12 protein-coding genes are annotated in these 14,410 nt (G+C 64.4%); 4 read left to right on the top strand and 8 right to left on the bottom strand.

What is annotated here, in order from left to right; genetic code table 11:
- Positions 1-39: 39 nt before the first annotated feature.
- Positions 40-1,341, top strand: a complete 1,302-nt coding sequence (locus QCE69_RS25220) for an MFS transporter (protein ID WP_309924141.1) — start codon at positions 40-42, stop codon at positions 1,339-1,341.
- A 14-nt stretch (positions 1,342-1,355) separates the two neighbouring features.
- On the top strand, positions 1,356-2,084 hold the full coding sequence (locus tag QCE69_RS25215) for an SDR family oxidoreductase (RefSeq protein WP_309933604.1): 729 nt from the start codon (positions 1,356-1,358) through the stop codon (positions 2,082-2,084).
- A gap of 78 nt (positions 2,085-2,162) precedes the next feature.
- Here the strand turns inward: QCE69_RS25215 and QCE69_RS25210 are convergent, their stop codons facing one another.
- The 3 genes from QCE69_RS25210 to QCE69_RS25200 all read right to left on the bottom strand — a co-directional run bounded on the left by QCE69_RS25210 (position 2,163) and on the right by QCE69_RS25200 (position 6,941).
- On the bottom strand, positions 2,163-4,274 hold the full coding sequence (locus QCE69_RS25210; RefSeq protein WP_309933602.1) for a TonB-dependent siderophore receptor: 2,112 nt from the start codon (positions 4,272-4,274) through the stop codon (positions 2,163-2,165).
- A 128-nt stretch (positions 4,275-4,402) separates the two neighbouring features.
- Positions 4,403-4,873, bottom strand: a complete 471-nt coding sequence (locus QCE69_RS25205; protein WP_309924135.1) for a hypothetical protein — start codon at positions 4,871-4,873, stop codon at positions 4,403-4,405.
- Positions 4,874-5,000: 127 nt separating this feature from the next.
- Positions 5,001-6,941 (bottom strand): AAA family ATPase, encoded by a 1,941-nt coding sequence (locus QCE69_RS25200; RefSeq protein ID WP_309933601.1) that lies wholly within the window; start codon positions 6,939-6,941, stop codon positions 5,001-5,003.
- A gap of 196 nt (positions 6,942-7,137) precedes the next feature.
- On the opposite strand from QCE69_RS25200, the gene QCE69_RS25195 reads away from it, so the two are divergent.
- Both QCE69_RS25195 and QCE69_RS25190 read left to right on the top strand, forming a co-directional pair.
- On the top strand, positions 7,138-8,646 hold the full coding sequence (locus QCE69_RS25195; protein WP_309933599.1) for an MDR family MFS transporter: 1,509 nt from the start codon (positions 7,138-7,140) through the stop codon (positions 8,644-8,646).
- A 311-nt stretch (positions 8,647-8,957) separates the two neighbouring features.
- Complete coding sequence (locus QCE69_RS25190; RefSeq protein ID WP_309933597.1) at positions 8,958-9,620, top strand: DUF4397 domain-containing protein; 663 nt, start codon at positions 8,958-8,960, stop codon at positions 9,618-9,620.
- Between the two features lie 167 nt (positions 9,621-9,787).
- Here the strand turns inward: QCE69_RS25190 and QCE69_RS25185 are convergent, their stop codons facing one another.
- The 5 genes from QCE69_RS25185 to QCE69_RS25165 form a co-directional block, all read right to left on the bottom strand.
- Positions 9,788-10,432 (bottom strand): DsbA family oxidoreductase, encoded by a 645-nt coding sequence (locus QCE69_RS25185; protein WP_309933596.1) that lies wholly within the window; start codon positions 10,430-10,432, stop codon positions 9,788-9,790.
- A gap of 90 nt (positions 10,433-10,522) precedes the next feature.
- Positions 10,523-11,302 (bottom strand): SDR family NAD(P)-dependent oxidoreductase, encoded by a 780-nt coding sequence (locus QCE69_RS25180; RefSeq protein WP_309933595.1) that lies wholly within the window; start codon positions 11,300-11,302, stop codon positions 10,523-10,525.
- A gap of 45 nt (positions 11,303-11,347) precedes the next feature.
- Positions 11,348-12,124: an L-iditol 2-dehydrogenase gene (locus QCE69_RS25175; protein ID WP_309924123.1), complete on the bottom strand. Its 777-nt coding sequence runs from the start codon at positions 12,122-12,124 to the stop codon at positions 11,348-11,350.
- Between the two features lie 26 nt (positions 12,125-12,150).
- Complete coding sequence (locus QCE69_RS25170; RefSeq protein ID WP_309924121.1) at positions 12,151-13,434, bottom strand: D-tagatose-bisphosphate aldolase, class II, non-catalytic subunit; 1,284 nt, start codon at positions 13,432-13,434, stop codon at positions 12,151-12,153.
- The gene (locus QCE69_RS25165) at positions 13,427-14,404 is read right to left on the bottom strand and encodes a sugar kinase (RefSeq protein ID WP_309933593.1); all 978 of its coding nucleotides are present in this window, start codon (positions 14,402-14,404) and stop codon (positions 13,427-13,429) included. Before QCE69_RS25165 ends, QCE69_RS25170 begins: the two co-directional genes overlap by 8 nt.
- Between the last annotated feature and the right edge of the window lie 6 nt (positions 14,405-14,410).

The raw sequence follows: 14,410 nt of genomic DNA, 5'->3' as shown, positions 1-14,410 counted from the left end.
ACCAAGCTGGACACCACAACGCAAGTCGAGGGGACACTCATGCTTCAGAAATCGAAGCGCCTGAAACGCACGCAGGTTATCGCGGTCGTTTTTCTGACGATCGCAGGCATCGTCAATTATCTGGACCGCACCACGCTGTCCATCGCGAATCACTCGGTCAGCGAGGAATTGCACCTGAGCGGCGCGCAGATCGGTCTGCTGCTGTCCGCTTTCTCGCTGGCTTATGCGTTTGCGCAATTGCCGGTCGGCGCGATGCTCGATCGCTTCGGCTCGCGCGCCATGCTCGGGCTCGGCATGCTGGTGTGGTCCGTCGCGCAGATGGCGGGCGGCTTCATCCAGTCGCTCAATCACTTCCTGTTCGCCCGCACGATTCTCGGCATTGCCGAGGCGCCGCTGTTCCCGGCCGGCGCGAAGGTGGTCAACGAATGGTTCGCCGTGCATGAGCGCGGCGGGCCGACCGGCACCTTCATCGCGTCCTCGACCATCGCGCCGATGATCGCGCCGCCGCTGCTCACGGTGCTGATGCTGTCGTTCGGCTGGCGCACGATGTTCGTCATCATGGGCGTGCTCGGCGTGCTGGTCTCGGTGGGCTGGTACGTGTGGTATCGCAATCGCGATGAAGTCACGCTGACGCAGGACGAGACCGAATGGCTCGATCAGAACGCCAAGACCGAAGCGCGTCCGAACAAGGGCCTGAGCTTCAAGGAGTGGGGCGCGCTCTTCAAGCTGCGCAACACGTGGGGCATGATCTTCGGCTTCATGGGCGTCATCTACATGGTGTGGCTGTATCTGACCTGGCTGCCCGGCTATCTCGAACATGAGCGCCACCTGAGCATTGCGAAGACCGGCTGGCTCGTGTCGATCCCGTATATCTTCGGCACGCTCGGCATGGGCGGCAGCGGCTATATCGCGGACTATCTGCTGCGCCGGGGCATGGCGCCGATCCGCAGCCGCAAGTGGCCGGTGTGCATCGGGCTGATCGGCGCGGCGGCGTTCACCGTGCCGGCCGCGTACACGCCGAGCACGGCCATGGCGATCGCCTACGTCTCGCTCGCGATGTTCTTCGTGAATCTCGCCAGCGGCAGCGCCTGGGCGCTGGTGACCGTGGCGGCGCCGCGTCACCTCGTGGCTTCGCTCGGCAGCATGCAGAATTTCGGCGGCTATCTCGGCGGCTCGTTTGCGCCGGTCATCACGGGCATCGTGGTGGATCAGACGCATTCGTTCGTCAATGCACTGCTCATCAGCGCAGCGGTCGCATTCGCCGCCGCCCTCGTGTACCTGTTCGTGGTGCGCGAAGTGGCGCCGCAGCAGGCCAGCACGCACGTTCCCTCGGTTTCATAAGCAAGGCATCGATCATGACATTCTCCAATAACCTCTTCGCAGGCAAGACCGCGCTCGTGACGGGCGGATTCTCGGGCATCGGCGCGGCGATTGCGAACCGGCTCGCCGAGATGGGCGCGAGCGTCGTCGCGGCGGGCCTGCCGCCTCCGGGCGACGTGCCCGACGTCCTCGTGCCCGTCGTGCGCAAGGCCACGCTCAATGTGCGCTCGAATGACGAGATCGTTGCGTTGATCGGCTCGTTCGAGCGGCTCGATATCGTCGTGAACTGCGCGGGCGTGATCAGCCGCGTTGAAGAGCATCAACCCGAGGTCTTCGAGCGCGTGCTCGACATCAATCTGAACGGCACGATGCGCATTTGCGCGGCGGCGCGTGAGCTGCTTAAGGCATCGTCGGGCTGCATCGTGAACACGGCTTCGATGCTGAGCTTCTTCGGCGGCGGACTGGTGCCGGGTTACAGCGCGAGCAAGGGCGCGGTGGCGCAACTGACGAAGTCGCTGGCCATCGCGTATGCGGCGGACGGCATTCGTGTGAACGCGATTGCGCCGGGCTGGATCGCGACGCCGCTTACGCAGGCATTGCAGAACGACGACGGCCGCTCGCAAGCCATTCTCGAGCGCACGCCGATGAAGCGCTGGGGCTTGCCGGAAGAAGTCGCGCAAGTGGCGGCGTTCCTGTGCACGCCGGCAGCTTCGTTCATGACCGGCGCGATCGTGCCGGTGGATGGCGGGTATCTCGTTTCCTGAGGTTCATCACCTGCTCGTGCAAGCGGTCTCGCATCTGCCGGAGGGCAGGGCGAGACCGTTTCTTTTTTGCAAGCGCGTTCAGAACCGGTAAGCAACCGTCACCTGTGCCGATAGCGGCGGGCTCGGCATCAACGTGTAGTCGAAGGTCGCCGCCGAGCCGCCGGTGTAGTACTTGCGGTTGAACAGATTGAAGACGTTCAACTGCGTCTTCCACCGGCCTTGCTCGTACGACGCCATGGCATCGGCGCGCACATAGCTGCCGAGCTTGAACGTGTTGGGCAGGGTCGCTTCCCGGGAACCGACGTAGTACAGGCCCGCGCCGACCTGCAAGCCCGGCAGCGACTCCAGCCGGTACACGGTCCAGAGGCTCGCGCTGTGACGCGGGACATTGCTCAGCACATCGCCGACGGGGTAGGTGGTGTCGCTCGTCACGGTCGCGAAGGTGTAGGCATAGGTGAGGATCGCCTTCCAGCGTGGCGTGATGTTGCCCGCCACGTCGAGCTCGATACCGCGGCTGCGCTGCTTGCCCGTCAGCACTTCCAGCAACGGGTTGGAGGGATCGGTGGTGAGGATGTGATTCCGCTCGATGTCGAACAGCGCCAGACTGGCGCTCAGCCGGTCCTTGATGACATCGTGCTTGACGCCCACTTCGTATTGTTCCGCCACTTCGGCGTCGTAGGTCACGTTGCTGCCGCTATGCCCGACATTCGGCGCATGGCTGCGGCTCCAGTCGGCGAACCATGACGTATTTTGCGTGGCTTGCCACACCACGCCGATACGCGGCGAAAACGCCGTCTGCTGGCCGTGGCCGGCGGGTTGTCCGGCTTCTTCGGCCTGGTTGATGAAGCGGTCTGCCCGCAAGGCGGCCTGGAGCGTGACCGCCCGCGTCAGTTCGACGAGATCCTGCACGTACACGCCGTAGTCCTTGCCCTGTCCCTGATGGCCGGGCAGCGGATCGCCCGGTGTCAGGCCGGACAGATAGGCCGGATTGAACAGGTCGAGCGACATCGTCGAGACTTGCGAGCCGCCGCTGCCGATCTTCAGATAGCTGTAGTCCACGCCCGCCAGCAACGCGTGCTTCACGCTGCCGGTGAAGAACTTGCCGGCCAGTTCGGCACGGGCCGAGTATTGACGGGAAAACTCGTTCGCGCCGCTGTAGACGGAGTAATCGAGCAGATTGCCGGTGGGTGTCGTGCTGTCGGGGAAGGACTGGGTCGAGAGCTGGCGCGCATAGGCGTATTGCCCGGACAAACGCAGCGTCCAGTTGCTCGACAGCGCGTGTTCGAACAACACGGTCTCCGCGAAGGTGTCGTTGCGGCCGTAATCGCCGTCGATGCCGGGATACATGCCGCTGCGCAGCCCGTAATAGCGGGTGCGGGACAGCGACTGATAATCGGGCACCGCCGGCACGCCGAAATCGAAGCCATCGCGGTTCAGGTGGTTGTACTCGGTGAGCAGCGTCACCGAGGTGCCGCTGTGGTTGTCCCACGTGATGGCCGGCGCGAAGGACCATGAGCGATAGCCCGCATTGTCGCGGAAGGTCGAATTGCTCTCCGCCGATGCATTCAGCCGGACGCTCAGCTCGTCGTTCAAGACGCGGTTCACATCCACGGTCGAGCGCGCGAGACCATGCGTTCCCGCCGTGACCCCGACTTCGCCGAAGTTGTCCTGTTCGGGCCGTTTGGAAACGGTGTCGATATAGCCGCCCACCGCGCCGACGCCGCCGTACAGCGCGCCCGCCGGTCCCTTGAAGATCTCGACGCGGTCGATGTTCTGCACGTCGCGGAAGGCGTAATAGCCGTAGTTGCGGAAACCGTCGCGCAGGCCATTGCTCTCGCTGAAGCCGCGGATGTTGAAGAACGTGGCGCCATTGCCGCCATAGCTGGCTTCGGCATGCACGCCGCTGACGTTGTCGGCGATCTGGTCGATGCGCGTGACGCCGCGTTCTTGCAGGATCTCCGACGGCACCACCTGGACGGATGCCGGGTAGTCCTTCAAGGGCGTGCCGGTGCGCAGGAGGTTGTCGGCCGTGCCGGGTGCATAGACGGGCGCGAAGGTATCGCTGACGTGGACGGCGGGCAGGGCGGCGGTATCGTCGACGGACGGCGATGCATCCGCCGCACGCGCCTCGGGCACGCTCACAAGGCCCGCACACATCATGGCAGCGGCAATTTGAGCGCAGCGTGCCATGGGCGCGCGCGTGCCGGCGACGTCCGCTCGCCGCGGTCGTGGTTCGATGTTCATGGTTTCGGTTCAGCAAAAGGAATAGTCGGGCTCGCGCGTCGCCAGGAGCGCGCGCGCAGCGGGAAGACTCGTTCTCAGATGAACAGGGGAGGCGCCCGCGACAACGGGCGAAGATGGGGTGACGCACGCGTCGGCCGGTGCGTCGGAAGGACGCGCCATCGTTCCGTGACGCGCGTCAGCGCAAACAGCACGATCGCGAGCGTCACGCTCACGCAGGCAACGAACAGCGCGGCGCTGAAGGGGCAGAGACCGTCGTCCGATGCCATCGGCGTCTGCATCGGCGCGCCGCCGCTTGCGGACATGTGCATGTCGCCGTGCATCATGTCCTCGTCGGACATGTTCATCATCGCGTGGGCGTCGGGCGCGAACATCGGACCGTGCCCGGAACAGATGACAAGCGCAAAATCGCCCTGCGCCGCCGATACCGGATCGAGCATCACCGCGCCCGGCAACAGGGCGCGCGCAAGAAGCAAGGCGAAAGCGGCCAGCACACTCAGCCGGCTCGCGATTCCGCCCCGCAGGAGGAACCGGCGAAGGGCATTCATGGCGCGCATTTTAACCGGCTATCTCAAAATTGAGGCGGCCGCGTTTCGGCAGATTCAGCGTGGCGCCATCGCTGCTTTCGCTTGACGCGGGTGAGTCGGAAGAGCGGCAGGGCTCCAAAAACGCCCGTTACAAAGGACGCATGCCTCGCGCATCGATAGCCGTGCATGCAGCATCGAGTTCGAGCGGCAGGACGCCTTCGCTCCCGCGAATCAACCCATACACAACCTCCCCCGGAATCGTCTCCGAGCGGATCAACGCGTCCGTGACCTCCTGCAGGACGGCCTGATGCCGCTCCAGCAACTCGAAGCAGCGCGTGTCCATCTCGTTCAACATCGCATTGGCCTGTGCGATCGCCCCGTCGAGCTGGCGTCCGGCGCTCTCGCGTGGCAGCGCTGCAAGGCTGAACAGATTGCCGTCGCTGCCGAAGCCCAGTCGCGAGACCATCTCCAGGCTGATGCGCGATGCCTCCTGCAGATCCTGCGCCGCGCCGCTCGACGCTTCGCCGAACACCAGCAATTCCGCGTTGCGTCCGCCGAGCAGCACCATCAGTTCCTTTTCGAGTTCGCTGCGGCGGTACAGATGCTTCTCCTGCGGCTTCGTGATGAGCGCCATGCCCAGCGCACCGCCGCGCGGCAGCACCGTCAGTTCCTCCAGCACGCCCGTGCCCAGCAGCGCCGCGACGACGCCATGCCCCGCCTCGTGCACGCCGACGCGGCGCACCTCCTCGGCATCGAGCGCCTTCTGCGCGCCGCTCACGTCGCCGATGCGCACGACCTTGACCGCCTCGCGCAGATGCGCCGCGGCCACCGAGTCCGCACCCTTCCGGCGCGCGATGAGCCCGGCCTGATTGACGATCATCGCCAGCGAGGCCGGCGACAAGCCGACCGTCAGCCGCGCGAGCTGGGCGCAGTCGATATCCGCGGCACGCGACGGCATCCTTTCCAGGTAATACTCGAAAATCTTCACGCGATCCGCGACATCGGGCAGGCGCACCGGCACGATGCGGTCGAAGCGGCCGGGACGGCGCAGCGCTTCGTCGATGCTCTCGGGAAAGTTGGTCGCCGCGACGACGATCACGCCATCGTTCTTGTCGAAGCCGTCCATCTCCGCGAGCAACTGGTTGATGATGCGGTTGCTTTCGGCATCGGCGGAATCGGACGCGCCGGTGGTGCGCGCGGCGAGGCCGTCGGCTTCATCGATGAAGATGATGGCCGGCCCATGCTTGCGCGCCATCTTGAACAACTGCTTGACCTTCTGGATGCCGACGCCGTAGTACTTCGCGCTGAAATAACTTCCCGTGATGGCGATGAACTGCGCGCCGCATTCGCCCGCCAGCGCCTGCGCCAGCCGCGTCTTGCCGACGCCCGGTCCGCCCGTCATCAGCACGCCGCATGGCGGACGGACGCCCAGCTTCGCGAACGAAGCCGGATCGCGCAGATAGGCGCGGATGTCTTCGAGCGCGGCCTTGGCCTCGGCCGCGCCGATCACGTCGTCGAAGCTCAGGTGGGTCGGTTCGGTGATGAGCGTGGCATCGCCCTTCATCTCGCGACGCATGTAGCGGAAGATCAGGAACAGCAGCAGCACGGACACCAGCATGCTGGCCGAGTCGCGGAACGCGGCGAGCAGCGTCGCAAAGCCCGCATGCGTGCCGATCGACACATTCGGCAGCCACGCAATCCGGTAATCGGGCGCGCGGCCGTCCTTTGCAGGATTGAGCAGCAGCGCCTGCGAGAACACCGCGAAACGGTCGGTGACGAAGTAGCGCGCGCCGTCTTTCGTCGAGACGAGAATGGCGTCCAGCGTCACGCCGATGGCCGCCACGCGCTGCTCGCGGATGTCCGCGAGCATGCGCGACGCATCCTGCTCGGTGCGCGCCCATGGCGACGGGTCATCGCGCATCGCGCGGACAATGCTCGATGCCTGCAGCGGATCGACATGCGGCTGGGCCGTGCGATGCTGCAGCACGGCGCCGCCGATCGCAACCAGCACCGCGATGATCACCACAAAGGCGAAGCGCACCCGCCGTCGGCCCCACCGGGTCCACGGTCCGTTTTTTCCCGGTTTCATCAGCGGTCTTCCTCGAATGCGTATGCGTATGCATGCGTCCCTCTCGGGCGGGGACGTGGCGCTCATGCGGCGACGCATGAGCATGGCTGACCCATGGTGTACGCATCGCGGCGGGCTGTCCGTGCGGGTGACCGCTTTGGTCATGCGGGCGCCACGTCCAGTAAACTGGCGATCGCCATTCCATTCTCTTCAACCGATGTCCACCGAAGCAATCGAACCCCACGCAAGCTCCCTCCCACTGAACCAGCGCCGCCGCGTCTTCGCGGGCCTCATCCTTGCGATGATCCTGGCCGCGCTCGACCAGAGCATCGTCGCGACCGCGCTGCCGGTCATCGCCGGCGAACTTGGCGGACTCAATCACCTCACGTGGGTGGTGACGGCGTTCATGCTGACCTCGACCGTCAGCGCGCCGCTCTACGGCAAGCTCTCCGACATGTACGGCCGCAAGCCGTTCTTCGCGCTCAGCATAGGCATCTTCCTGGCGGCTTCGGCGCTGTGCGGCGCCGCACAGTCGATGAACACGCTGATCCTGTTCCGCGCGTTGCAGGGACTCGGCGCGGGCGGGTTGATGACGAAGTCGCAGACGCTCGTCTGCAGCATCGTGCCGATGCGCGAGCGCGGCCGCTATCAGGGACTCTTCACCGGCGCATTCGCGGTGAGCAGCGTGGCGGGACCGCTGCTCGGCGGCTTCATCACGAGCCACGCATCCTGGCGATGGGTGTTCTATATCAACCCGCCGATCGGCGCGCTGTCGCTGGCGCTGGTGCTGATGTCGCTGCCGAAGGTCGAGCGCGGCGGGCAACATGCCGTCGATTACGCGGGCGCGGTGCTGGTCTGCCTCGGCACGTCGGCGCTGTTGCTGGTGTTCAACTCGGCGTCGGCATCGTTCATGTCCGGGCTGCGCCTGCCGCTGGCCTGCGTGCTGGCGCTCGCGTGCTTCGCCGCATTGTTCTTCGTCGAGCGGCGCGCGCAAGAGCCGATCATCGACCTGAAGCTGTTCAGCAACGTGCCCTACGCCACCTGCGTGGCCGCGTCGGGCATCATGGCCTTCGCGATGATGGGCTCGCTCGTGTTCATGCCGCTGTATTTCCAGCTCGTGCTGGGCGAGACGCCCGAGCAGTCTGGCGCGATGATGCTGCCGCAAGTCGCGCTGATGCTGATTACCTCGGTGGCCGGTGGACGCTTCTCGGTCGGCAGCCTGAAGCGCATTGCAACGCTGCTGTCGATCGGCGTGTTCCTGGAATGCCTCGGGCTGGCATCGCTCGCGCTGCTCGCGCATCGCGGCGCCAGTGTGCCGCTGTTTCTTTGCGCGATGGCGGTGCTCGGCGCAGGCATGGGAATCGGCATGCCGAATGCGACCGTCATCGTGCAGAACTCGGTGCCCGAACGCGTGCTCGGCGCCGCGACCGCGACGATGGGTTTCGTGCGCTCGCTCGGCGCGTCGCTGGGCGTGGCGTTGTCGGGCGGCATCATGAGCTTCGTGCTCAAGCGCGAGCTCAGCGATCTGCCCGCGGCCTTCGACACGCAGGCGCTGCTCGACCACGGCCTGGGCGCGATCGCGCAGATGAGCGCCGCGCAGCAGGCGCAGGTCGTCGCGGTTTATCGCGGGGCGATTGGCGCGAGCCTGATAGCGGGCGGCATCGTGATGTTGATCGGCTTCCTGCTGGTGCTCAGGCTGGCGCGCAGCAGGCTGCCGCAGCGTTAGGTTATGCCGCTCTCCGTTTTCTCACATGCCATCGAGGAATTGTTTGAGCGATTTCCTCGTTTCGCTTTGATTGATACAGGAGTTCGTCAGCGGTTTTTAGCAGTTAAAACACTTGCGTAAATGCTAAGTCTTTTAAAATCCAACAAAGAATGAACAAGAATATTTCCATGTACGGCATTTGTTCATCTTGTCTAAAAACTCGCGACCTTATATTTTTCCCATAGGCCCATCGTGCTTAGAACCGAAGCTTGATCGGCCAAGGAAATCGGTCAGACTGTTGGCATCGCCCGCCTGGGCTATGGGAGCACGACGTGATCAAATACCTTGCAATGTTGCTGGTTTGCGTCGCGTCAGTCATAGCGGGCTGCGGCGGTGACGATAACAATTCCGGCAATACCCATCTCAGGATTCTTCACGCATCTCCCGACGCGCCCAACGTCGATGTTTATATCGACAACGGCCTCGTCCTCGCAAATGTTCCTTATCCCACTGCGTCGAATTACCTGACGATTGTTGCGGGCGCGCATAACATCAAGATCAACGCAGCGGGTACTTCGACTACCGTAATCAGCGTTTCACCCTCGCTGGCACGAGACAATTTCTATACCGCCATTGCAGCGAATTTCGTGGCAAGCATTCAGCCGCTTCTCGCGACCGATGACCCATCGGCGCCTCCCGCCGGACAAGCGCGTTTGCGAGTGATTCACGCTGCGCCCGACGCGGGTCCCGTGGATGTACTCGTCAATAACCAAGTGGTGTTGTCGAATGTGCCGTTTGCGGCGATCAGCAACTACCTTTCGGTCGCACCCGGCACTTACGATGTGAAGGTCAACGTTGCAGGGACGTCGACGACCGCAATCGAAGCGAATATCGATGTGGCTGCAGGCACGAACTACACGGCGGTGGCGATCGGGTCGGTCAAGACGGCTGCGACGAACCCGCTTGCACTCAAGGTGTTGGTGGACGGGAAGTGAGTGCGAACCCGGACCGGCATGAAGTTCGGGATGCCCATGTCACGGTACGTTACCCCGTGCTTTGCTTAACATAATGCTTATGATGAAACTTTTTAAGCGAAGCGGCCATATCTTGACCTATGGCCAGCCCGAGATGGGCAATCTCTGGCTTCAAGGCTAGAAGCGCCTCAAGCCTGCCCGTCGATGATCTTGCGGATCGCTTCTTCGAATGCTTCCGAAGACTGTCCGCCGCTCACCAGATACTGGCGGTCGAAGATGATCGCCGGGACGGATTGAATGCCGAGTTCCTGGAACTCGCGCTCTTCCGCGCGGACTTCATCCGCGAACCGGCCGCTGGCGAGCACGTCGCGCGCTTGTTCGGCATCGAGTCCGACGCTTCGTGCTGCATCGATCAGCACGTCCGCCTGGCTCACGTCCTTGCCCTCGCCGTGATAGGCGCGCAACAGCGCGAGCTTGAGCTCGAGCTGCTTGCCTTCGATGCGCGCCCAATGCAGCAGGCGGTGCGCATCGAAGGTGTTGTAGACCCGGTTGCGTTCACCGAACGTGAAGCCTTCCTGCCCGCCACGCTCGCGGATCATCGCCTGCGATTCGGCTATCTGCGCGGGCGTGCGGCCATATTTGCGGCCGATATAGTCGACGATGCGCTCGCCTTCCGGCTGCATGTCCGGATTCAGTTCGAACGGATGGAGCGTGATATTGGCGTCGACAGAGTCGCCGAGGCGTTCCAGCGCGCGTTGCAGCGAGGTAAGCCCGACGGCGCACCACGGGCAGGCGATATCGGAAACGAAGTCGATTTGAAGAGTGCGGGACATGGGTGGATTGAGTGGAACGCGAATTCGACAGGGTAGCGTCAATTGCACGGGCTTGCAGGCATCGGCCGGAAGCGATGCGCTTGCGCATCCTCACCAGCACACGTATCCGCCATCGGCGAGCACGATCGCCCCGGTCATGAGACTCGCCGCATCGCTTGCAAGAAACAGCACCACAGAGGCGATCTCGCCCACCCGGCCCAACCGGTGCATGGGCGTGTTGCCGACCCAGCCCTGCAAGCGCGCCTCGTTTTCCTTCGCGTGCACGTACTGGTTCATCTCGGTGTCGATATAAGTGGGCGCCACCGCATTCACCCGCACGCCGCGCGCACCCCACTCGGCCGCCAGCGAACGCGTCAGATGATGCACGCCCGCCTTCGATGCGTTGTAGTTCACCTGCTCCTGTGGCCGGTTGACGATGAATCCCGACATCGAGCCGATGTTCACGATACTGCCGCCGCCCCGCTCCAGCATGCCCCGGCCGAACGCGCGGCACGCCCGGAACACGCCGGTCAGATTGACATCGATCACGCGGCTCCAGGTTTCGTCGCTCATGCTTTCCGCCGGGTGATCGGAGATGGCGATGCCCGCGTTGTTCACCAGCACATCCACGCGCCCGTGCCGCGCCACGATGGCGTCGTTCACGCGCTGCGCGGCAGCGGCATCGGTGACGTCGAACACCTCGCCTTCCACCGTCGCGCCGGTCGCGGCAAGCCTGGCGACGGCATCGTCGAGCGCCTTCGCGTCGTAGTCGGTCAGCACGACGCGCGCGCCCGCTTCGGCAAGCGCCTCCGCAATGGCGAAACCGATGCCCCGTGCAGCACCGGTAACCACCGCGACACGGTCGTCCAGCCGGAATTTGTTCATGTACATGCGTGGATCCTCAGCGCGTTTGACAAAGGGATGACCCAATGCAGGTCAGCTCATCCAGTTCCCTCCATCCACATTGAGCGTCTGGGCCGTGATGTAGTCCGCATCCGCCGATGCAAGGAACACCGCCGCGCCGGTCAGTTCATCCGGCTTGCCCATGCGCCCGAGCGGCACCGCTTCGCCCACCAGCCGCTTCTTCTCGCCGATGGGCCGGTTTTCATAACGCGCGAAGAGTGCATCGACGTCCTTCCACATCGGCGTATCGATCACGCCGGGCGCAATCCCGTTGACGTTGATCTTGTGCGGCGCCAGCGCGAGAGCCGCCGACTGCGTATAGCTTATGACCGCGGCCTTGCTCGCGCAGTAATGGGACACCAGCGCTTCGCCGCGCCGGCCCGCCTGCGACGCCATGTTGATGATCTTGCCGCCGCCGCCCTGCTCCACCATCTGCTGCGCCACGCGCTGCATCAGAAAGAACATGCCTTTGACATTGACGGCGAACACGCGGTCGAAGATCTCCCACGATTCGTCCAGCAAGGGCCGCATGTCGAAGATGGCCGCGTTGTTGTAAAGAATGTCGATACGCCCGAACGCGCCGAGCGTCGCGCTCACGATCTGTTCAATGCCCTCGCGCTTCGTGACGTCGGCCTGGATGAGCAGCAGCCGCTCGGCCGGAATGCCGCCGAACGTGGCGCTCATGTCGGCCTGCGGCTTGACATCGACCGCCGCGACTTTCGCGCCTTCCTCCAGATAGCGGCGCACGACCGCCTCGCCGATGCCGGCTGCCGCGCCGGTCACAATCGCAATCTTGCCTTCGAGTTTCATTTGCAGCGTCCATTGAAAGAAGGGATTCAGGCGCGGCACGCGGCCGCGTACATCTCGATGACTTCACGTACCTTGCTTTGAATCAGGCTCGACGGCGCACCGTCGATGCGTCCCGCCCGCAGCGCCCAGTACTGCGCCGGGAGATGACGGCTCAGCAGGTTCTCGGGGATCGGCGTTGCGTCGAGGTTGTGCAGCAGGCGATGCGTCGCGGCATCGATCGCGGGATCGGTCCAGTAGTAGCGCACGCGGTCGCTATAGCTATAGGTGCGCAGCAGACGCTTTTCGTGTTCGTCGCCGTGGTAGTAGCGTTCCCAGTTGCCCGGCTTGTCCGTCATCACCTGCTCGACCACCTCGCGCAGCCTCGACTGCTCGCCCGCCGGCACGAGTTCGGCTTCGATATCGGCGAGTGCGTACAGCGCTTCGCGCAACGCGAAGGTCACGCCCGGGCCGACCTTGAGAATCGCGAAGCCATCGTGCACCAGGGCACGCAGTGCGTCGGCGGTCTGATAGTCGGTGGAATGCGCCTCGAAGACCATGCCCGGCAGTTGCTTCAAGGCCTGCGACAGTCCTCCCGCGAGCGCGGGCTGATAGTCGATCACCTTCGTATGATCGAACTCGACGCCCGGCTGCACGACCAGCGCGATCACGCGTTGCCAGGCATCGTCGAGACCGCGCGCGTGCCAGGCGGCGCGATGAATCGCGACCGTCTCGAGGGCCGCATCCGCATGCGTGAGCTCGACGCCTTCCAGTGCCTCGCTCGCGCCGCCCGGCACGGGCACTTCAGTGCCGATCACATAGACCGGCCGCGTGGCGAAGCCCGCGCGTTGCGCTGCCGCTTCGCCAACCGCGCAGAGACGCGACGCGCGCTCGGCCACGACTGCGTCGGACAGCCGCTCGGGATCGCCGCCGCACGGCATGCTGGCATCGAGATGAATCTTGCTGAAGCCTGCGCTGACATAGGCATCGATCAGCGCATCGGCGCGCTCCATCGCTTCCTCGGCAAGCAATGCGCGCCACGCGTTCGGACCCAGATGATCGCCGCCGAGGATCAGACGCTCGCGCGCGAAGCCCACCTTGTCGGCGATGCCGTGCACGAAGCGCACGAAATCCGCCGGCTTCATGCCGGTGTAGCCGCCGAACTGATCGACCTGATTCGACGTCGATTCGATCAGCAGCGGCGTATCGTCGTCCAGCGCCTGTCGCAGCGCGGCTTCGAGCACCCAGGGATGCGCGGAACAGATCGAGTAGATGCCCTTGAGCCTGCGGCCCGCGTCGGCATCGCCGGAAAGGCGTGTCACCACGTCATGCATGTCGGTGCTCCGAGATGAACTGATCGAGTTGTGCGAGCGTCGCGGTGCCTTCCATCGGACCCTTGGCCTGAACCGCACGCGCGCCGCTCGCGCTCGCATAGCGCAGCGCGCGTTCCGCGTCCATGCCCTGCATGCGGCACGCAATGTAGGTCGCGCCGAAGCAGTCGCCCGCGCCGGTGGGATCGACCTCTTCGACGGCAAACGCCGGATGGTCCAGCCGCTGCGCACCGTCGTACAGACGGCAGCCCTGCGCGCCCTGCTTGACGACGATCTCGCGCACGCCTCGTCCAAGCAGTTCCTCGATGGCGGCTTCCTCGGAATCGGCTTGCGTCAGCAGCGTGACTTCGTGTCCGCTCGGCAGGAACACGTCCGTGCTGGCGATCAGATGGTCGAAAGCATCGCGCATGCCGGGACGGTTCAGGATCTCCTTGCGCGCATTGGGATCGAAGCTCACCGTGCCGCCCTGCGCCTTGACGATACGGACCGCCTTCTTCACGGCGTCGATGATCCCGGCCGAGAACAGCGACGAACCCATCACATGAAAATGCGCGCAGTCCTTGAGCCGCGCCTCGCTCACCTGCGCCTCCGACAACTTCGCCGACGCGCTGTTGGCAATGTTGTAGATGAAGTCGCGCTCGCCGTCCTCGCGATAGGTGACGAAGGCGCTGCCCGTGGTTTCATGCCGCAGCACGTCGATGGCCGACACATCCACGCCATCCGCGCGCAGCCGCTCCACGTTGAGCACGCCAAAGTCGTCGTCGCCGACGCAGCCGATCATCGCGCAACGGCTGCCCGCCTTGGCCACCTGATCGATGAAGATCGCCGGCGCGCCGCTCGCATACGGTCCGATCAGCAGGCCCGGCGCACGAAACGATTGCCCGCGCTCGGTCGCCATGATCTCGACGAGGATCTCGCCCATCGTCATGATGAGGCCTTTCGTCTGGATTCCGAAGAGTGATGATTCAGCCATGCCTGT

Source organism: Caballeronia sp. LZ032, assembly GCF_031451315.1.
GTDB lineage: Bacteria > Pseudomonadota > Gammaproteobacteria > Burkholderiales > Burkholderiaceae > Caballeronia.
This window is presented reverse-complemented; position numbering and strand designations above follow the sequence as displayed.